This window comes from Nitrospira tepida, from assembly GCF_947241125.1.
Taxonomy (GTDB): Bacteria; Nitrospirota; Nitrospiria; order Nitrospirales; family Nitrospiraceae; genus Nitrospira_G; species Nitrospira_G tepida.
In genome coordinates, this window is the sequence record NZ_OX365700.1 from 310,963 (window position 1) to 328,918 (window position 17,956).

The following is a 17,956-nucleotide window of genomic DNA, read 5'->3' on the forward strand; positions in this document are numbered from 1 at the left end:
GAACCCAAATTCTGTACTTGATGCAGCTTCTGAAAGGTATTAGCCCCCTTGGAGTGTTGGCCCTGTTTATACTGATCAATGGCATGGTCCATTTGAAGTTGCTCGGGGTCTGGAGGAACACAGCCGTTGTGGGGCTGCGATACACCATTATTCTCGGAGTTTTCTTGTTGAATCTCGTAGTCTTAGCGATTCTACTTGTACTAATGTTTCGGCAGTGAACAACAAGACTCCAGGGGGAAAGGCTGTTCCCTGAGGCGATCGGCCAGCGCCTGAACCGTCATCGGCGCATTCCATTCGGCCCGATTGTTCACCAACACGTAGGTCTTGACCGTTCTGCGGACCGCTTCTTTATACGAGATCCACCGTCTCCTGTCTCATCTGCGACAGTTCTTCGACTATCGCCGTCCTCGTCGCTGACACTATCTAGGCTCAGGGGATAGTCTCAGATCCGCAAGTTCCCACGCGCTCGTTCGCCTTCCGATCAAATCCCCCGCTTTCGAGTTACCCTCATCGGGTCTACCAGAGTTCTTGCCAGGCCTTATCCTTGGAACATGTGCCCGCGGAGCTGGGGGGCGGTGTTGCGTAACCAGGGAGGTGTGCATGAATTGTCCGCGGTGTCAGGGTCTTATGGTAGAAGATCATTTCATCGATCTTCAGGAGTCGATGGGGCCGCACTGGGTCACGGTGATGCGCTGTATGAACTGCGGGAATGTCGTGGACCCAGGCATCGCCGTCAATCGCCTGTGGGCGGAGACCAGCCGCACCGCGGTCGCGCGGTCTTCCAAGGACGAATCCGTGATCCCGCAGGACGCGAGACAGGCCGCCTAAGCCTACTCGGACCAGGGGCGCTCGCAATTTTCTACACGATGGGGGACCAGTGTCACGGAGTGCGGCCATGCCATTCGATGAAGAGACCGAAATCCAGCGCAAGATCTTGCGCCTGTTGCGGGCGAAGGGCGGGTTGTGGAGCGAAGAGGAGTTCACACATATCGAGGCCGGCCCGCTTGACCTCGCTCGCCACATGGCGATCCTGGTGGAACGCGGGCATGTCGAGCACGATCCTGTGCGGCACTGCTATCTCTTGACGGCCCGCGGCGTCGACCGCCTGAACGAGCTCGAAGCCTCGGAATAACCTCTCCAGGGTACGCCCTCTGCATGAGGGCAGCAGGTGGTCTCGCCGCGATACACACCAAATGTGGGGTCAAGTCTTGTCTTGTGCATGCCCTTGAACAAATCATAAGCCTCATGGCTCACCCGCTCCGCCTCCGCCTACCAGGTGCACCCTCGCATCTCAATGCGCGCAGCGATGAACCACTACGCGCGGTCGCGATTCGAATTTGCATGGCCCATGGGAATCGCCCCTTGAAAATGACCAGTCTCCTTTATGTTTGGCAATTTGTCGTAAAACCGCGCAACGTCATAGACTCCTAGCCTCGACTGGAAGGGATGGACGCGGAGGGGGTCGCCACGGCGAGAATAAGATCTCAATGGCTCGTCAAAGTTCTCCATTTGTTGATCGACCTCCGGGCCGGTGCTATAGTGCGCCCGATCCTCACGTAGCGTGTTGATAGGGCTCCTCGCCGTCAGCCATGAAGACCGACCTTCTCCAACGCATTACCATTGAACCGGGCAAGTGCGGCGGCCGCCCCTGTATTCGCGGTATGCGCATTCGTGTCCAGGATATACTGGATATGCTGGCAGCGGGCACGTCCGAGGACGAGATCTTGCGCGATTATCCTTACCTGGAGCGTGAGGACATCCGAGCCGCCATGGCCTACGCCGCCGCCTATCTGAATCACAGTATCGTGCCTGCGCGGACTGGATGAAGTTCCTCGTGGACGCCAGCCTGCCACCCGGTCTCGCCACCTGGCTCCGCAAAAAGGCACATGAGGCGATCTATGTCAGCGATCAGCCTGGCTTGAATCTCGATGACCGCGCCGTTTTCGAGTTCGCCCGGCGGCACGGATACATCATCATGACGAAAGATGAGGACTTTGCGGTTCTCGCCACACTCGTCGCTCAGCCAGCGTCGGTGGTCTGGTTGCGATTGGGCAACGCCACGAACTCCTCGCGCAGGAACTGGTTAGGACCGCTCTTGCCCGAGATCATGCAACGTCTTGCTGGGTGGGGAAACACTCATCGAAGTGGTATGACGCGTTCCTCCTGAGTCAGAACAGATGGGATCGCCCCTCATCCATTCCCCAGTTACAGCACGCCCAGCTCTGCTGTCCGCTGAGCTGGAAGGTCTTTCTTCTTTATGAATTCTTTTTGGGCAGGTAGTCGTCGAGTCGGCGCTGCACGATGCCGTGATTGAGCCGGTCGTACCGTCCGGCTAGGGCGTTGCGCCCCGTCGCGGCCATGTCCTCGTCGCGGTTGCTGATCAGCTCTCGGATGGCGCGGGTGATCCGTTCCTTCGCGTCCATCGTCACCCGCTCGACCAGTTCCCAAACACCCATACGGCCGGTCTCCCGTTCTTCCTGTCTGGCTCTTAGAGTCGCAGCCGCAATTATCAGCAGGTCTTCTCCGATCATCTCGATTCGGTTTTGCCTTCCTTGATCGTCCCGCAAGGATTCGCGTTTCATCGCCATCGCGTAGAGGATGGCCCTGGTCAGTTTCCGGCTGAGCCGTTCGACCAAGGAGAGATGGGACAGGACCGGCATGTCCAGGAATTCCGGGCGCATTGGTAGCGGCGCTTTTTTCCACAGCTTGAGGTACCAAGGAATATAGAACCGCGCAAGCTTGAGCAGCTCCGCCATCCGTCGGCCCGCAGTCGTTCCCTTCTCGAAATACGGCTGCGCGCGTTCGAGATGGGGATTCAGCCCTTCGCGCGAGACGAACGGCCGCAGGATGTCGGTGGCCCCTTCGCCGATCCGGTACATCTCCGCGTCGCGCACCAGTTGCTCGATCCCGAAAGCCGGCTCGCCGCGCAGGCGTTTGGACTCGGCCGTCTCGTAGCCCATGCCGCCGAACAGGGTCTGCGCGTCCTTTAAGAACCGGATCGTGGCTTCGGAGCAGAAGATCTTGGCAATCGCGGCTTCGATGCGGATGTCGAACTGGTGCTGATCCGCGAGCCGCCAAACCAGATGGGCGAGCGACTCCATCGCGAACAGGTCGGCTGCCATGCGGCCGATGCGCATCTGTTGGGTCTGCCGCTCCGCCAACGGCTTTTGAAATGTCCTCCGGCTGTGCGCCCGGTCCAACGTCGGCTGCCAGGCCTGCTTCGCCATCCCGAGACAGATCGCGGGGATGCTGATGGCGCGGCCGATGTTGAGAATGGTCAGCGCGTACTTCAGGCCTTTTCCGATTTCGCCCACAAGATTACCGGCCGGAATGCGCACCTGCTCGAACGTCATCCAGGCGTTTTCGATGCCGCGGCACCCTTCGAACTGGCACCGTTGCCGCACCTGCACGCCAGGCCACATCATGTCGAGCACGAAGGCAGAATGGACGGACTCCTCCGCCTGGCGCTTGTCGGACACCGGCGCCCAGACCGGTTTGCCGTCCCGTTGCACACGTTTGGCGGGCACCCTGGCGATCAGGGTGACGAAGCGGGCAATCGGACCGTTGGTGCACCAAAGCTTCTGGCCGTTGACGATGAAGGCGTCACCCGCCTCGTTCAGGATCGCCTCGGTCTGAATGTTCGCCGCATCCGACCCGGTGACCGGCTCCGTCAGCGCGAACGCGGAGAGTTGCTCCCGCGCCACCAACGGCAGGTAGGTCTTCTTCTGCTCCTCGCTGCCGAACAGCAACACCGGCATGGCGATGCCGATGGATTGTGGCACGGCAACGGTCAAGGCCAGGATGTTGCTCCAACCGGCGATCAGGGTCAGCACCCGGCCGTAGTTCGTGTAGGAGAAGCCGAGCCCGCCGTATTCTTTGGGGATCTTCATCCCGAAGGCGCCGAGCGCGAACAACCCTTGGAGCACATGCGGGGGAATCTTGGCGGTCCGCTCGATCTCGTCAGGATCGACCTGACTGGTGAGAAACACTTCAATCGTCTTACAGAAGGCTTCGCCCGCGGCCCGCTCCTCCGGCGGCTCATCCGGCGGCAACAGCAACTCGAAATCCGGGCGCCCTTCATAGAGTCCCGCCATGAAGCTGCGGCCCGTCAGCTTCTCGCGGGCTTCCTCGATCTTTTCGAGTCCTTTAAAGAGTTGCGCCATGATCCGGCTCCTGCTCCGTTGTTACGCCACGTCCTTGAACCGAAGGTCCCGATAGCGCGCCAGTTCCGAAGCCAGCTTCGCCTTCAACTCCAGTCGCTTGGGCTTGCCGGTGGAAGTGTAAGGCACCTCCTGCCCGAACAGAATCACCTTGGGCCGTTTCCAGAACGGGAGGCGCGGCCGGCAAAACTCCTCCAGCATCTTGGGCGTGAGTCCCGATTGCCCCTCCGCCGGCACGACATAGGCGGCAATCTCCTCGCCGTAGAAGCGATGTTCGAACGGCACGGCCATGGCGAACTTGACCCCCGGATGACCCTTCAGCACCTCGTCGATCTCGAGCGGCGAAATGTTCACGCCGCCGCGAATGATCAGTTCCTTGAGCCGGCCGGAGATGAAAAAGAACGGGCGCCCCTGTTCGTCCTTCACGAAATACCCTTCGTCGCCGGAGCGGAACCAGCCCCACTTGAACGCTGCCTCGTTGGCGTCGGGCCGTTTGAAGTAGCCAACGCAGACGGTGCCGCCCTTGATGCAGATTTCCCCGCGCGCAAGCTCTGGCAACGCGGCCCCGGACTGATCGAGAATCGTCATGAGGTTATGGCGCAGCGGCACGCCGATCGACGGGAACTCATAGGCCGTGAGCCACCGGCGATGTTCCTCAGGCGTGAGGTCGTTGGGAAGGAAACAGGAGTAGCAGGTGGTCTCCGACAGGCCGTATCCGTGCCGGATCGGAAAGCCGAACCGGTCTTCGAACCGGGCCGCCGTGTCCTTGAGCAGCGGACCGGCTCCGCAGATGAACCCGCCGAACGGATGCAGGTGATAGGGCGTTAGGTCCTCGTTCGCCTCCAGCAGAAATTCCAGCAGGGTCGGAACCACGCTCACGCAGGTGACCTGCTCCTCGTGCAGGCGCTTCCAAAACAGCCCGGTCTTGAACTTGCGGTTCAGCACCGCGGTCCCCTTGCAATAGAACGGCGTCACGAGCGTCACCACGATGCCGTTCACGTGATGGATCGGCAACACGCACATCAGCCGATCCTGCGGGCCGAACCGGTGCCACTGGCCGATCGCGTCGGCGTCGATCAGCAGATTTTCCGCCGTGAGCACAACTCCTTTCGGTGGGCCGGTTGTGCCGGAGGTATAGACGATCAGCGCCTCGTCCAGCAGATGCGGCGGCAATGATTGGACGTGGCGGCTCGCCCCGTCCAGCCCCGCATGCTCGGCGATCGTGAACGATCCGTGCTCGGTCGCGTCCTCCAGCGCCACCACGTGGCGCAGCGCCGGCAATTCGCCCTGAAGCTGCTTCAATTCCTCGAACGAGCCTTCCCAGCAGAGGACCGCCGACGCCTCCGAATGTTCCAGGATGTAACGTTTTTTCTCCGGCGCCTCCTCAGCGTTGATGGGGACCACGGCAAGGCCCAAAGTCCAGGCGGCAAAGTACACCATCACGGTAATGTCATGATTCGACAGGATCGTCGCAAGCCGGTCACCCCGCACGAGCCCGAGGCGGTCATGGAGAAAGGCCGCCACCCTCTGCACGAGCGCGTTGAATTCGCCGTAGGTGTAGCTGCGCCGGACCTGCCTTTCGTCGTCGTAGTAGGTCAGGAAAGTCCGCTTGATCAGGTCCGGATCGTAGACCCGAGCCCGATAGAACTCGGCAAAGGATTGCCAGGGCAGCGAGGAGGGCTCGCCGGACAGTTCGCGCGCCCGCGCGATGCGCTCATCCACGGCGGTCGAGGGGGACATAGGTCCTCGGGGCCGGCCCCGTGTAGAGGGCGCGAGGCCGGATCAGACGGTTGTGGTCCTGCTGTTCGATCACGTGGGCACACCAGCCGGACAGGCGGGAACAGACGAACACGGGCGTGTAGAGCTCCCGTGGAATGTCCATCAACAAATAGGCGACCGCCGTATAGAAATCCAAGTTCGGATAGAGGTGCTTCTCCTTCTGCATGATCCGGTCGATGATCACGGCCGTGTCGTACCAGCGCTGGTTCTCGCAGAGACGGCCCAATCGCTCGGCCTCCCGCTGAATGATCAGGGACCGCGGGTCCCCCTTCTTCAGCACCCGATGCCCGAACCCCATCACGCGCCGCTTCTCGGCGAGGGCCGTCCTGACCCAACGTTCGGCCCGGGCTGGAGAGCCCACGTCCAGCAGCATCGCCGCGACCGCCTCGTTGGCCCCTCCATGCAACGGTCCCTTGAGGGTGCCGATCGCGCTGGTGACGGAAGCATGGAGATCAGTCAGGGTCGAGGCCGTGACCCGCGCCGCGAAGGTGGAGGCGTTGAACTCATGTTCCGCGTAGAGGATCAACGAGATATCGAGGACTCGGGCCATCGCTTTGGCCTGAGCATCCCCCTGGCGGCCGGTCAACAGGTAGAGCAGGTTTTCCGCGAGGGACAGGTCCGCGCGCGGATGGAGCCGCGGGAGAGCGCGGGTCCGTCGATAGACGGCGGCGATCAGTTCCGGCGTCTGAGCCAACAGCCGGATCGCTTTGCGGAGATTCGCCTGGCGCGACCCGTCCTCGACCTCCCGATCGACCATGCCCAGCAGGGAGATGCCGGTCCGGAGCACGTCCATCGGATGGGCCGCCGGCGGGATGAGGTCCAGAAACGCCTCCGCCGACGGAGGCAGGGGCCACTCGGCCCGGAGTCGTTCGGCGAAGTCCGCCGCCTCCTTCTTGCCGGGCAACTCGCCGTAGAGCAACAGGTAGGCCGTGTCTTCAAACGTCCCCTGCTCTGCCAGGTCGCCGATCGCGTACCCGCGATAGCGCAGGCCTAGGTCCCCCTCGTCCACTTGGCAGATCGCGGATTCCCCGGCCGGCACCCCTTCGAGCCCGGGGCGATAGGGAATCGTCCTGGTCTCGTCATCGGTCGCTTGTGTCGTCATGGCGCTCCTCATGGTGCTTCTCCAAGAGACGGGATTGTCGTTCATAGTCCTCGTAACGCAGCAGGTCGTAGAGTTCCCGGCGCGTCTGCATCTGCGACAGCCGGTCCTTCTGCGAGCCGACCCGCTTCAGGTCATGGAGGAATTCCTCGACCGCCTTGGCGGCGACGCGGAGTGCACTGACCGGAAACAGCACGAGCCGGTACCCCAGGGCCTCGAACTCGCCCGCGCTGAGATAGGGTGTCTTGCCGAATTCGGTCATGTTCGCGACCAGCGGCACCTTGACGCCTTCCTTCGCCATCCGTTCGGCGAAGAACCGGAACTCTTCCGCCGACTCGAGCGCTTCGGGAAAAAGGGCATCGGCCCCTGCTTCGATATAGGCCAAGGCCCGCTTGACCGCACCTTCCATCCCCTCAACCGCCCGCGCGTCGGTGCGGGCGACGATCAGGAAGTCCGGGTCCCTCCGCGCCAGGCAGGCCGCCCGCAGCTTGTCGGCCATCTCGCTCGTCGAGACCAAAACCTTGCCCGGCAGATGCCCGCAACGTTTGGGCAACTCCTGATCCTCCAATTGCATACCGGCCAGCCCGGCGGCCTCGCATTGCTCCACGGTTCTCATCACGTTCAGGGCCGAGCCAAAACCCGTATCCGCGTCCATCAGAGCCGGGATCGTGACGGCGCGGCTGATCGTGGCCGCGTCTGACACCACCTCAGTCAACGACAGCAGCCCGAGATCCGGCAGCCCGCGGGCCGCTGACAGGCCGGCGCCCGAGATATAGAGGGCCTCAAAGCCGGCTCGTTCGATCTGGATGGCCGTGAGCGCGTTGAAGGCGCCGGGCAGCGTGACCATCTGCCGATCCAACAATCGGCGCAGGCGGCTACCTGGGCTGTCTTGACGCTCCGTCACAGTCAGGCCGCTCCTTTCATGCTCATGTGGCGCGAAAGAATGCCGATGTCCTTCACGCGTTCGAGATTCCAGATGAGATCCAAGAGGCTGCGGGCTTGGTTTTTATCCAGTTTGCCCTTCACCAAGCTAAGGAATTTCTCCTCGACCTGCCGGTCGGTCATGGGGTTCTTCGGATGGCCCAGCGGATGGTCCACCTGCGCCTCATAGTCACGGTCGGACGCCGTACGGACCGTCAGCCTGGTCGGCATGGCTTCCGGATAGAGCCCGACGAAATCCTGTCGTGGGGAGACGCGCACCTTCTGTATCAGCTCCAGCAGAGCCGGATCGTTGAGCCGGCGGGGTTCGAACGAACGGAGCGTGACGGTGCCGTCCAGCAAGGCCACCGCGACGCAGTAGGGGAAACTATGGTCGGCCGTTTCCCTCGTTTGCGGACGCCATTTCTCCGGGTCGCGCCCGATAATCTCGATCGCCACGTCGTAACTGTCGATCGTCACCGCCGCGATCTTTGTCAGCGCTTCCGATCCTTCGCTTTTCAACAATTCTTCCCGCAACGTGAGCGCCGCCTCGACCGCCGTCTGGGCGTGGTATTCGACCGGGTAGTGTTTGATGTAGGTGTCCAGGATCTTGAATAAGCCGGCTCGTTCAAGGCCTTTTTCGCCGGCCAGCGGCGCCAGCTCGAATGGGCCCGAGACGAGCTTCATGAACCCTTTCTCGCCCTCGAAGATCGGCGAAGGGCCTGTCATGCCACGCCGGGCGAGCAGCGCCGCGAACAGCCCGTTCCGAGCGGCGTTGGAAAAGGCGCAGGCCTTCCACATGGACAGATCGCCCACTCTGGTCTGGCGCAGCGCGATGTTGGCGACCCCCGCCAGATTGACCGCCTGTCGCGTCTGCCCTTCCGTGAACTTCAGCACCTTGGCCACCGCCAGGGCCGAGGAGATCGGCCCGTAGGTGACATGGTCCCAACCCCGGGGCCGCAGAGCCGCGGCATCGCAGAGCCGGCATTGGACCTCGTAGGCCAACGCGATGGCCTGGATGACCCGCTGGCCGGAGGCCCCGACGGCTTCGCCCGCCGCCAGAATCGCTGCAATGTTGTCGGAGGGATGGGCCGGCTCTTTGGACAGATAGGTATCGTTGAAGTCAAGGTAGCGGACCAGCGCCCCGTTGGCGAAGGCGGCAAGGTCCGGCGGCGCCTTGTGTTTCGTGCCCCAGAGCGTGGCGCCGTGGGCATCCGCAACCGACCGCGCCAGATCGCGCGCGATGCGGCAAGGCGGGGCGTTCCAGGCCCCGAACGCGCAGCCAAGACTGTCGGCGATCCGCCGTTTCACCTCATGGACGACCTCGCCCGGCAGATCCTCGTAACAGAGCAACCGGCTGTATCGCGCAAGACGGTCTGCAAGCATGGTCACCTCATCGGGGACGTTATTCGTCGAGCGTCAAATCGTTCTTCGCGCAGCCGGGATTCATTCGTTTGACGGTTGACGCATGACGATTGACGCAGTTCTTTGCCTCATCCCTTCATCCCCGCCGGCGGGTGATGCAGCGTGATGCGGGCCGTCCGGTGCGTGATCGTGAGCAACTGATTCAGCATGACGATCTCACTCTTCACGACTGACGTCGCGCCGAACGGAGGGAGGGACGTATTCCGGAGGCGGCCAAGTCCCTCATCCGCCTCCGCTCGGCGATCAACGCAAGCAGGTCCCCCACCCCCTCGCCTGTCGTGGCGACCACCTTCAGCACGGACGGGCACCATTCGCGCAGATCGCGCAAGGTGGTCTCGGCGCCGGGATGATCGCCCTTGTTCACCACGACGATGTGCGCCACCTCCAGGAGTCCGGCCTTCATCGCCTGCACCTCATCGCCCAGTCCCGGCGCCACCACCGCCACAACCGTGGCCGCGACATCCATGACGTCGAGCTCTCCCTGACCAACCCCGATCGTTTCGATCAACACCACATCATATTCGGCCGTCTCCAGTACCCTCACTGCGTCGCCTGTGGCCCGCGCCAGTCCCCCCGCATGGCCTCTGGTCGCCATGCTGCGGATGTAGACCCCGGCATCGGCGGCCCAATCCTGCATGCGGATGCGGTCACCGAGCAGCGCGCCGCCGGTCACGCGGCTGCTGATATCGACCGCGAGCACGCCGACCGTCATGCCCAGTCGCCGATAGGCCGCGATGAGCTGCGCGATCAACGTGCTCTTGCCCGCGCCCGGATACCCGGTCACGCCGATCACGTTGGCGCGCCCACGCCTCGGTCCCAGCCGCTGGGAGACTGCCGCACCGTTCGGGCCGCCGATCTCCAGCAACGTGATCGCACGGGAGAGGGCGCGCACGTCGCCTGTCTTGACCTGCTCGATCAGTGACGCGACATCGGTCGTCACCTGCGTCCTGGTCATTGGGCCGACTTCGGGAAAGACCATGTTATGCCTCAAGGGTTCCGGACGACTCGACCTGCGACAGCCGGGACGAGAGCCGGCGGTTCAGCTCGCGGCCGACGGATTGCGCGGCCGCCACCACCTTGCGCTCGTCGACGGCCACGGTCGCGCCGCAAGCTTTCAGCGCGTAGACCACGTCTTCCGTGGCCACGTTGCCGGAGGCCCCAGGCGCATAGGGACAGCCGCCCAGCCCTCCGGCGGAAGAGTCGAATGTCCCGATTCCGTACTCCCACCAGGCGGTCAAGACATTGGCGACCGCCATCCCATAGGTATCGTGAAAATGGAGCGCGAGCCGCTCGGGCGGAAGACCGAGAAGCACCGCGTCCAAGAGCTTCCGAACGTCGGTGGGGGCCCCCTTCCCGATCGTATCGCCCAGCGAGATCTCATCCACGCCGAGGTCGAGCAGGCGCTTGGTCACATCCGCAACCCGAGCCGGAGCGACCCGGCCTTCATAAGGACAGAAGAGCGCCGTGGACACATAGCCGCGCAGGGCCATGCCGTCGCGCTTGGCACCGGCCACCACCGGCCGGAACCGTTCGAGCGATTCGGCGATCGTCGCGTTGATGTTGCGCCGCGTAAAGGTGTCGGAGGCGGCGATGAAGACCGCGATCTTCTGCGCCCCAACCGCCCGCGCCCGCTCCAGCCCCCGTTCATTCGGAACCAGCGCCGAGTAAGTCACGCCGGGCACCCGCTCGATCTTGCGGAAGACGTCCTCACTGTTCGCCAGTTGCGGCACGGCCTTGGCCGAGACGAACGACCCGGCCTCGATCTCCGCCACGCCGGTTCTGGACAGGGCGTTGATAAAGGCCACCTTGACTTCGGTCGAGAGGATGGCCGCTTCGCTCTGCAGGCCGTCCCTCGGGCCCACCTCGACAATCCGGACAGGCCTCCTGGCCGTGCCGGTCTCACCGGTGTGCGGCAGGGTTGGACTCATTCATGTCCTCGTTGCGCTGCGGCTTCGTACTATCGATTCACACGCGGCCCCGCCCAGGCGGGGGCGCGTTTCGCCAAGAACGCTTGGAGCCCCTCCCGCGCCTCCTCCGAGAGCCTCGCCTCCGCATTGGCCTCCGCGCAGAGATGCCAGCGCTCTGGATCGGGTGACTGGACGATCCGGCGAAGCAGTGACTTGCTGTGCCGCAGCGCCTGCGGGGCCAGTTGCGCCACCGCGTCGATCAGTTCGTCGACCCGTTTGTCGAGTCCATTCCGCTCGACCACATCGTGGACCAGGTTGAATTGCCGAGCCACCGAGGCGGAGAACGTTTCGCCGGTCAACGCATAACGGCGCATGAACGATTCCCCGGCCTTGCGCAGCACGAACGGCGCAATCACCGCCGGCACCAACCCGAGCCGCGCTTCGCTCAACGCGAACGAAGCCCCCTCCACCGCGATCACGATATCGCAGACGGCGAGCAGGCCGACCCCTCCCCCGAAGGCCGATCCCTGGACCCGCGCGATGACGGGACAGGGGCATTCATCGATGGCGCGATACATCCTCACCAGGCTCCCCGCGTCCCCTCGTGCCTGCTGGGGAGAGACCGAGCCGCCCGAACCCATCCACCGAAGATCCGCGCCCGCGCAAAAGACCGCTCCGGCCCCGCCCAAGACCACCACCCGGACAGCTTGGTCGCGGCCCAAGGTTTCGAAGGCTTCGCACAGCTCGCCGACCATCGATCCGTCGAACGAGTTCCGGCGATCCGGCCTGTTCAACGTGACCCGGGCCACGGCGTCCTGCTGCTCGACCAGAACGGCGGACTCGCTCAAGGGGCTCCTTCCATCATGGCTACATCCGGAACACCGGCGGATGGGATTCGCGGGTCGGCAACGACGCCGCTATATCCAGACAGAGGCCGAGCACCCGGCGGGTGTCGATCGGATCGATGATCCCGTCGTCCCAGAGCCGGCCCGAGCTGAAATAGGCGCTCCCCTCCTGCTCGTATTGCCGCCGGATGGACTCGGTGATGCGATCCCGTTCCTCGTCCGGCAAGGTCTTGCCTTCCCGCTCGAGCTGTTGCTGTTTCACGGTCACGAGCACCTGCGCCGCCTGCTGCGCGCCCATGACCGAGATCCGTGCGTTGGGCCAGGCGAACAGGAATCGCGGGCCATAGGCACGCCCGCACATGGCGTAATTGCCGGCGCCGTGCGACGCGCCGATGATCACCGTGAACTTCGGCACCTCCGCGGTCGCCACGGCCTGCACCATCTTGGCGCCGTCCTTGATGATCCCGCGCGCCTCGTAGTCCTTTCCGACCATGAACCCCGTGATGTTCTGGAGGAAGACGAGCGGAATGCGCCGCTGCGAACAGAGCTGCACGAAATGGGCGCCTTTGAGCGCGGCTTCGGAGAACAGCACCCCGTTGTTGGCCACGATTCCGACCAGATGGCCCATCCAGTGCGCGAAGCCACAGACCAGCGTGGTGCCATAGCGGGCCTTGAACTCGTGAAACCGGCTTCCGTCGACAAGCCGCGCGATGACGTCCCGTGTGTCAAAGGTCTGGCGCGGGTTGCTGGGAATCAGGCCGTAGAGATCGCCGGCCGAATAGAGCGGTTCCTCGACGGCAGGACGTGACCGCCTCGGCGGCTTCTTGCCCAGCGTGGCCACGATGGAGCGGCAGATCTCCAGCGCATCGCGGTCGTCTTCGGCCAGGTGGTCGCTCACGCCGGACAGTCTCGTATGCAGATCGCCGCCGCCGAGCGCCTCCGCCGTGACTTCCTCGCCGGTGGCGGCCTTCACCAACGGCGGGCCCGCGAGATAAATAGTCCCCGTGCCCTTCACGATCACGTTTTCATCGCACATGGCCGGCACATAGGCGCCGCCGGCCGTGCACATGCCCATCACGACCGCAATCTGCGGGATGCCCAGCGCCGACATCCGGGCCTGGTCGTAGAAAATGCGTCCGAAGTGGTCGCGGTCCGCAAAGACCTCGGCCTGCATGGGCAGGAACACCCCGCCGGAATCGACCAGGTAGATCGCGGGCAGGCGGTTCTCAAGCGCGATCTCCTGCGCGCGCAGATGCTTCTTGATCGTCGCGGGGAAATAGGTACCGCCCTTGACGGTCGCGTCGTTGGCGGCGATGACGCAGGGGCGACCGGCAACGTACCCGATCCCGGTGATGATTCCGGCGGCGGGAACTCCGTTGTCATAGAGGCCGAAGGCCGCGAGCGGGCTCAGCTCGAGCCAGAAGGAATCGGGATCGAGCAGCAAGGCAATCCGCTCGCGGGCCGTGAGCTTGCCGCGTTTCTTGTGCAAGGCCGTCGCATCGGCCGGCCCTCCGGCCTGGATCTGAGCCAGATGCTTTTTGAGATCCGCGACCAGGCCTTCATAATGCTGCCGGTTCCGGCGAAACTCCTCGGAGGTTGTGCTCACCCCGCTCTTCAGCACGCGCATCTGAGCCCCCTGAACGTTCTCGCTACCTCTGCAACTTGAGCCCCTTCACGAACTCCACGATCTCGCCCATCGGCGCGCCCGGCCGAAACAGCGCTCGGACGCCGGCCGCCTTCAACAGGGGAAGGTCGTCGTCGGGAATGACCCCTCCGCCGAAGACAGCGATGTCCTCCGCCCCCCGCTCCTTCAGCAACTCGATCACGCGCGCGAACAGCGTCTTGTGCGCCCCTGAAAGGATGCTGAGGCCGATCGCGTCCACGTCCTCCTGAATCGCCGTGTTCACCACCTGTTCCGGCGTCTGGTGCAGGCCCGTATAAATCACTTCCATGCCCGCGTCCCGGAGCGCGCGCGCAATGAGTTTCACGCCTCGGTCGTGCCCGTCGAGCCCGACTTTGCCGATCAACACGCGGATGGGTTCCGTCGCTACTGCCATGCTCGCACCTCTTCCAGGACATATTTGCCGGCGTGGTCTCTGCGGACATAGCCGGCCTGCACCAGCGGGTCATGTTCGAAGATCAGCAGCCAACGTTCCTCGAACGCGCGGTCCAGCACCCACCGTTTAGTCTCGAGCGTCTGGATCGGGTAGAGGTCGTACCCCATGATGTAGGGGAGCGGCAGGTGCGAGACCGTCGGGATGAGATCGCCGAGGAAAAACGCCGTTCGGCCTTCTGATTCGATCTTAACCCCCTGGTGATAGCGGGTATGGCCCGCCGTCACGACCGCGGTAATGCCCGGCAGCACCTCCGTGTCGCCATGCAACAGCTCCCACCGGTAATGCTCCGCCACCGGCACGATATTTTCGCTACGGTAACTGGCTTTCGTCCGTTCGTTGGCCCGGGCCGCGTCTTCGAACTCGCCCTGCTGGATGAAATAGGTAGCCTTGGGGAAGGCCGGGGCAAGCGACCCTCGACCGTCACGCCTGGTATTGCCGCCGGCATGGTCAAAATGCAGGTGGGTGTTGATGACCATGTGAATGTCATCCGCGTCCAAGCCATGTTCCCTGAGCGAGGCGAGCAACGTGCGCTTCCGGTCCACCGCGAACATGCGATGGAACTTGTCGTCGCCCTTGTCGCCCAAACCCGTATCCACGAGGATGTTCCGGCCGTGGGCCTTGATGAGCAGACAGGTCAGGCTCAAGGGAATCCGGTTCAACTCGTCCGCGTCGCAGCACCGCTGCCAGAGCACCTTCGGCACCACGCCGAACATCGCCCCTCCGTCCAGCCGGAACCGCCCGTCCGTTACGGGATAGATGTCAAACTCGCCGAGTTTCATAGCTGCCATCAATCGTCATGTGTCAAACGTCATTGGTCACTGGTCAGCCGCGATTCGTGAAGGTGCGTCCTGTCCCTCATCTCTTACAGGAAGGTGCAGGGCTCATAGCGGCCCATTCCATTTTCTGCCTCCTATCTTCTCCCTCACCGCGGCTCGGCTGTAGGGGATGGGCACGGAGGCTCTCGTCATAGCGCCGGTTGCCATTTCAAGAAACCACACAGGTGCCGGCGCGCCGTTCTGTTAATCCGAGAAGGCGCCCGGCCAATGGTACAAATATCAATGAGCGGCACTTCATCATCGCATTATGGCGAAGCCGAAGCTGCCCGCCCTTCGCCAGACGAGGCGCTTTACAACACCACGGGCTCGCGATACGTCCCAAACACTTCCTTGAGCGCCGCGCAGATCTCCCCCAACGTCGCCTTCGCCTTCACGGCCTCGACCAGGTACGGCATCAGGTTCTCGTGGCAGACGGCCGCCTCCTGCACTGCTTCGATGGCCCCCGCCATCTTGAACGGGTCGCGCGACTTCCTGAGGTCGGAGAGCCGGGCCACCTGCTCCGCTTCGACCTCCGGCCCGATCTTGAGGATCGGGATCTTCTGGGGCTCCGATTCGACGAACTCGTTGACGCCGACGATGGTCCGGTCGCCCCGCTCGACCTCGCGCTGGTACCGCTGCGAGGCATCCAGGATTTCCCGCTGCGGATAGCCCTGCTCGATCGCCTTGACCATCCCTCCCATGTCGTCCAGCCGCTGGAAATAATCGCGCGCGCCTTCCTCGAGCCGATTCGTGAGCGTCTCGACATAGTAGGACCCGCCCAGCGGATCGATCGTGTTCACCACCTCGCTCTCATGGGCGATTACCTGCTGCGTGCGCAACGCCAGCCGGACGGCGTCCTCCGTCGGCAGCGCCAGAGTTTCGTCCATCGAGTTGGTGTGGAGGGACTGGGTTCCGCCCAGCACGGCCGCCAAGGCTTGCAAGGCCGTGCGCACCACGTTGTTCAACGGCTGTTGCGCGGTCAGCGAGCAGCCGGCGGTCTGCGCATGACAACGCAGTTGGAGCGATCGGGGATCGGCTGGGTTATAGCGCCGTCGCATTTCGCGCGCCCACAGGCGCCGCGCCGCCCTGAACTTGGCGATCTCCTCGAAGAGATCGTTATGGACATTAAAGAAGAACGACAGTTTCGGCGCGAACCGGTCTACGGCCAATCCCGTCTTCACCGCCGCCTCCACGTAAGTGAGCCCGTTGTAGAGGGTGAACGCCAGTTCTTGAACGGCCGTCGAGCCCGCTTCGCGGATGTGGTAGCCGCTGATGCTCACCGGATGCCACTTGGGAACCGAGTCGGCGCAGTACTCGATCGTGTCGGTGATCAAGCGCAGCGACGGCTCCGGCGGAAACAGCCACTCCTTCTGGGCGATGTATTCCTTAAGGATGTCGTTCTGCAGGGTCCCGCCGAGCCGCTCGAAGGGAATGCCGCGGCGCTCCGCGGCCGCGAGGTACATGGCGAAGAGCACCGCGGCCGGCCCATTGATCGTCATCGAGGTCGTGACCTGATCGAGCGGAATGCCCTCGAACAGCCGTTCCATGTCTGCCAAGGATGAGATCGAGACCCCGCAGTGCCCGATCTCCCCGTGGGCCAGCGGATCGTCCGCGTCGAGGCCCATCAGCGTCGGCATGTCGAAGGCCACACTCAACCCCGTTTGCCCGTGTTCGAGGAGATACTTGAACCGGCGGTTGGTGTCCTCGGCCGATCCGAATCCCGCGAACTGCCGCATGGTCCACAGGCGTCCTCGGTACATGGTCGGATAGATGCCGCGGGTGTAGGGAAACTCGCCCGGTCGGCTGAGGTCCTGCTCGGGGGACCAGCTCTTCAGCTCGTCGGCGGTATAGACCTGCGCAACTTCAATTCCCGAAAGGGTAGTGAATTGGGGTTTCCGCTCGTTCATGACGCACCGCCTCCCTTCAGGCACATGGCCATGCTAGGAAGCATTCAGTGCCGGCTGCTCGTCATAGATGTAGAACCCACGACCGGATTTCCTGCCGAGCCACCCCGCCTCCACGTATTTCCGCAGCAGTGGACAGGGGCAAAACTTCGGGTCGCCGAGGTCCTGGTAGAGCACTTCGCAGATCGCCAGCACCGTATCCAAGCCGATGCGGTCGGCCAGAGCCAGCGGGCCCACCGGATGGTTGGCGCCTTCCACCATGGCTAAGTCGATCGATTCGGCCAAGGCGACACCATCTTCCAGGGCGAAGATGGCTTCGTTGATCATCGGGATCAGGACGCGGTTCACGATGAAGCCAGGGAAATCCTTGCACACGACCGGCGTCTTACCCAGACGGCGGACGAGCTCAAGCGCAAGCGTGAGCGTGCGCTCGGAAGTTTCGACCCCCCGCACGACTTCCACAAGACGCATGACCGGGACCGGGTTCATGAAGTGAATCCCCACCACGCGGTCCGCCCTCCCCGAGGCCACGCCCAGGCTTGCGATGGAAATCGAAGAGGTGTTGCTGCTTAGGATCGTCGCTGGGTCGCAGATCCGGCCGAGTTTCGCGAAGACTTCTTGCTTCATGACGCGATCTTCGGGAACGGCTTCGATAACGACCTGGGCCTCCACCAACTGTTCCAGACTTCTCATCGGCCGGATCAGCGCCAGGACCGCCCCGGCTTGATCCGGCCGGAGGGCCCCCTTCTCCACGGCCTTGGTCACCGCTTGACCGATCTTTTTGATCGCGTCCTTGAGCGCCTCTTCCGTTACATCGACCAGCAAGACCCTCCAGCCGGCCGCTGCGCAGACCTGTGCGATGCCGCGGCCCATCTGCCCGGCCCCCACCACGCCGATGGTCTTGACGTCGTCGATCTTCATGACCTGAAGACCCGTCAACCGTCATCCGTCAATCGTGAAAATCGGTTGACGGTTGGCCATTGACGC

General features: G+C 63.3%; 17 protein-coding genes. 4 read left to right on the forward strand and 13 right to left on the reverse strand.

The genetic code is table 11. The annotated features are described in order from the left end of the window. Positions 1–600 precede the first annotated feature (600 nt). From QWI75_RS01535 to QWI75_RS01550, 4 genes are all read left to right on the forward strand, one after another. The gene (locus QWI75_RS01535) at positions 601–828 is read left to right on the forward strand and encodes a hypothetical protein (RefSeq protein ID WP_289266921.1); all 228 of its coding nucleotides are present in this window, start codon (positions 601–603) and stop codon (positions 826–828) included. A 67-nt stretch (positions 829–895) separates the two neighbouring features. Next, a complete protein-coding gene (locus QWI75_RS01540) occupies positions 896–1,132 on the forward strand; it encodes a hypothetical protein (RefSeq protein WP_289266922.1) in 237 nt (78 codons plus the stop codon). Between the two features lie 457 nt (positions 1,133–1,589). After that, positions 1,590–1,826: a DUF433 domain-containing protein gene (locus tag QWI75_RS01545; protein ID WP_289266923.1), complete on the forward strand. Its 237-nt coding sequence runs from the start codon at positions 1,590–1,592 to the stop codon at positions 1,824–1,826. Then, complete coding sequence (locus tag QWI75_RS01550) at positions 1,823–2,167, forward strand: DUF5615 family PIN-like protein (RefSeq protein WP_289266924.1); 345 nt, start codon at positions 1,823–1,825, stop codon at positions 2,165–2,167. The genes QWI75_RS01545 and QWI75_RS01550 overlap by 4 nt, the downstream gene beginning before the upstream one ends. Before the next feature lie 88 nt (positions 2,168–2,255). Here the strand turns inward: QWI75_RS01550 and QWI75_RS01555 are convergent, their stop codons facing one another. From QWI75_RS01555 to QWI75_RS01615, 13 genes are all read right to left on the reverse strand, one after another. Next, on the reverse strand, positions 2,256–4,163 hold the full coding sequence (locus QWI75_RS01555) for an acyl-CoA dehydrogenase family protein (protein WP_289266925.1): 1,908 nt from the start codon (positions 4,161–4,163) through the stop codon (positions 2,256–2,258). A gap of 21 nt (positions 4,164–4,184) precedes the next feature. Next, positions 4,185–5,900 carry a class I adenylate-forming enzyme family protein gene (locus QWI75_RS01560; protein WP_289266926.1) on the reverse strand — a complete coding sequence of 572 codons (1,716 nt, stop codon included), beginning with the start codon at positions 5,898–5,900 and terminating at the stop codon, positions 4,185–4,187. Next, positions 5,875–7,041 (reverse strand): citrate/2-methylcitrate synthase, encoded by a 1,167-nt coding sequence (locus tag QWI75_RS01565; RefSeq protein ID WP_289266927.1) that lies wholly within the window; start codon positions 7,039–7,041, stop codon positions 5,875–5,877. The genes QWI75_RS01560 and QWI75_RS01565 overlap by 26 nt, the downstream gene beginning before the upstream one ends. Beyond that, positions 7,019–7,942 carry a methylisocitrate lyase gene (gene prpB, locus QWI75_RS01570; protein WP_289266928.1) on the reverse strand — a complete coding sequence of 308 codons (924 nt, stop codon included), beginning with the start codon at positions 7,940–7,942 and terminating at the stop codon, positions 7,019–7,021. The genes QWI75_RS01565 and prpB overlap by 23 nt, the downstream gene beginning before the upstream one ends. A gap of 2 nt (positions 7,943–7,944) precedes the next feature. Next, complete coding sequence (locus tag QWI75_RS01575) at positions 7,945–9,342, reverse strand: MmgE/PrpD family protein (protein WP_289266929.1); 1,398 nt, start codon at positions 9,340–9,342, stop codon at positions 7,945–7,947. A gap of 202 nt (positions 9,343–9,544) precedes the next feature. Then, positions 9,545–10,360, reverse strand: coding sequence for a methylmalonyl Co-A mutase-associated GTPase MeaB (gene meaB / locus QWI75_RS01580; RefSeq protein WP_289266930.1), 816 nt, complete (start codon positions 10,358–10,360; stop codon positions 9,545–9,547). Position 10,361: 1 nt separating this feature from the next. Next, positions 10,362–11,309: a hydroxymethylglutaryl-CoA lyase gene (locus QWI75_RS01585; protein ID WP_289266931.1), complete on the reverse strand. Its 948-nt coding sequence runs from the start codon at positions 11,307–11,309 to the stop codon at positions 10,362–10,364. A gap of 29 nt (positions 11,310–11,338) precedes the next feature. After that, positions 11,339–12,136, reverse strand: a complete 798-nt coding sequence (locus QWI75_RS01590) for an enoyl-CoA hydratase-related protein (protein ID WP_289266932.1) — start codon at positions 12,134–12,136, stop codon at positions 11,339–11,341. Positions 12,137–12,155: 19 nt separating this feature from the next. Beyond that, positions 12,156–13,760 (reverse strand): carboxyl transferase domain-containing protein, encoded by a 1,605-nt coding sequence (locus QWI75_RS01595; RefSeq protein ID WP_289266933.1) that lies wholly within the window; start codon positions 13,758–13,760, stop codon positions 12,156–12,158. Between the two features lie 22 nt (positions 13,761–13,782). Further along, the gene (icmB, locus tag QWI75_RS01600) at positions 13,783–14,190 is read right to left on the reverse strand and encodes a coenzyme B12-dependent isobutyryl CoA mutase small subunit (RefSeq protein WP_289266934.1); all 408 of its coding nucleotides are present in this window, start codon (positions 14,188–14,190) and stop codon (positions 13,783–13,785) included. Continuing rightward, entirely contained in the window at positions 14,181–15,038 is an 858-nt protein-coding gene (locus tag QWI75_RS01605; protein WP_289266935.1) for an MBL fold metallo-hydrolase, read from the reverse strand. Before QWI75_RS01605 ends, icmB begins: the two co-directional genes overlap by 10 nt. Positions 15,039–15,376: 338 nt before the next feature. Then, the gene (locus tag QWI75_RS01610) at positions 15,377–16,972 is read right to left on the reverse strand and encodes an acyl-CoA mutase large subunit family protein (protein WP_289266936.1); all 1,596 of its coding nucleotides are present in this window, start codon (positions 16,970–16,972) and stop codon (positions 15,377–15,379) included. 33 nt (positions 16,973–17,005) lie between these two features. Beyond that, the gene (locus QWI75_RS01615; protein WP_289266937.1) at positions 17,006–17,890 is read right to left on the reverse strand and encodes a 3-hydroxyacyl-CoA dehydrogenase family protein; all 885 of its coding nucleotides are present in this window, start codon (positions 17,888–17,890) and stop codon (positions 17,006–17,008) included. Between the last annotated feature and the right edge of the window lie 66 nt (positions 17,891–17,956).

What these genes read in the sequence shown, in the direction of transcription:
- QWI75_RS01535 (WP_289266921.1), top strand. Translation starts at nt 601, where the DNA reads ATGAATTGTCCGCGGTGTCAGGGTCTTATGGTAGAAGATCATTTCATC.
- QWI75_RS01540 (WP_289266922.1), top strand. Translation starts at nt 896, where the DNA reads ATGCCATTCGATGAAGAGACCGAAATCCAGCGCAAGATCTTGCGCCTG.
- QWI75_RS01545 (WP_289266923.1), top strand. Translation starts at nt 1,590, where the DNA reads ATGAAGACCGACCTTCTCCAACGCATTACCATTGAACCGGGCAAGTGC.
- QWI75_RS01550 (WP_289266924.1), top strand. Translation starts at nt 1,823, where the DNA reads ATGAAGTTCCTCGTGGACGCCAGCCTGCCACCCGGTCTCGCCACCTGG.
- QWI75_RS01555 (WP_289266925.1), bottom strand. Translation starts at nt 4,163, where the DNA reads ATGGCGCAACTCTTTAAAGGACTCGAAAAGATCGAGGAAGCCCGCGAG.
- QWI75_RS01560 (WP_289266926.1), bottom strand. Translation starts at nt 5,900, where the DNA reads ATGTCCCCCTCGACCGCCGTGGATGAGCGCATCGCGCGGGCGCGCGAA.
- QWI75_RS01565 (WP_289266927.1), bottom strand. Translation starts at nt 7,041, where the DNA reads ATGACGACACAAGCGACCGATGACGAGACCAGGACGATTCCCTATCGC.
- QWI75_RS01575 (WP_289266929.1), bottom strand. Translation starts at nt 9,342, where the DNA reads ATGCTTGCAGACCGTCTTGCGCGATACAGCCGGTTGCTCTGTTACGAG.
- meaB (WP_289266930.1), bottom strand. Translation starts at nt 10,360, where the DNA reads ATGGTCTTTCCCGAAGTCGGCCCAATGACCAGGACGCAGGTGACGACC.
- QWI75_RS01585 (WP_289266931.1), bottom strand. Translation starts at nt 11,309, where the DNA reads ATGAGTCCAACCCTGCCGCACACCGGTGAGACCGGCACGGCCAGGAGG.
- QWI75_RS01595 (WP_289266933.1), bottom strand. Translation starts at nt 13,760, where the DNA reads ATGCGCGTGCTGAAGAGCGGGGTGAGCACAACCTCCGAGGAGTTTCGC.
- icmB (WP_289266934.1), bottom strand. Translation starts at nt 14,190, where the DNA reads ATGGCAGTAGCGACGGAACCCATCCGCGTGTTGATCGGCAAAGTCGGG.
- QWI75_RS01605 (WP_289266935.1), bottom strand. Translation starts at nt 15,038, where the DNA reads ATGGCAGCTATGAAACTCGGCGAGTTTGACATCTATCCCGTAACGGAC.
- QWI75_RS01610 (WP_289266936.1), bottom strand. Translation starts at nt 16,972, where the DNA reads ATGAACGAGCGGAAACCCCAATTCACTACCCTTTCGGGAATTGAAGTT.
- QWI75_RS01615 (WP_289266937.1), bottom strand. Translation starts at nt 17,890, where the DNA reads ATGAAGATCGACGACGTCAAGACCATCGGCGTGGTGGGGGCCGGGCAG.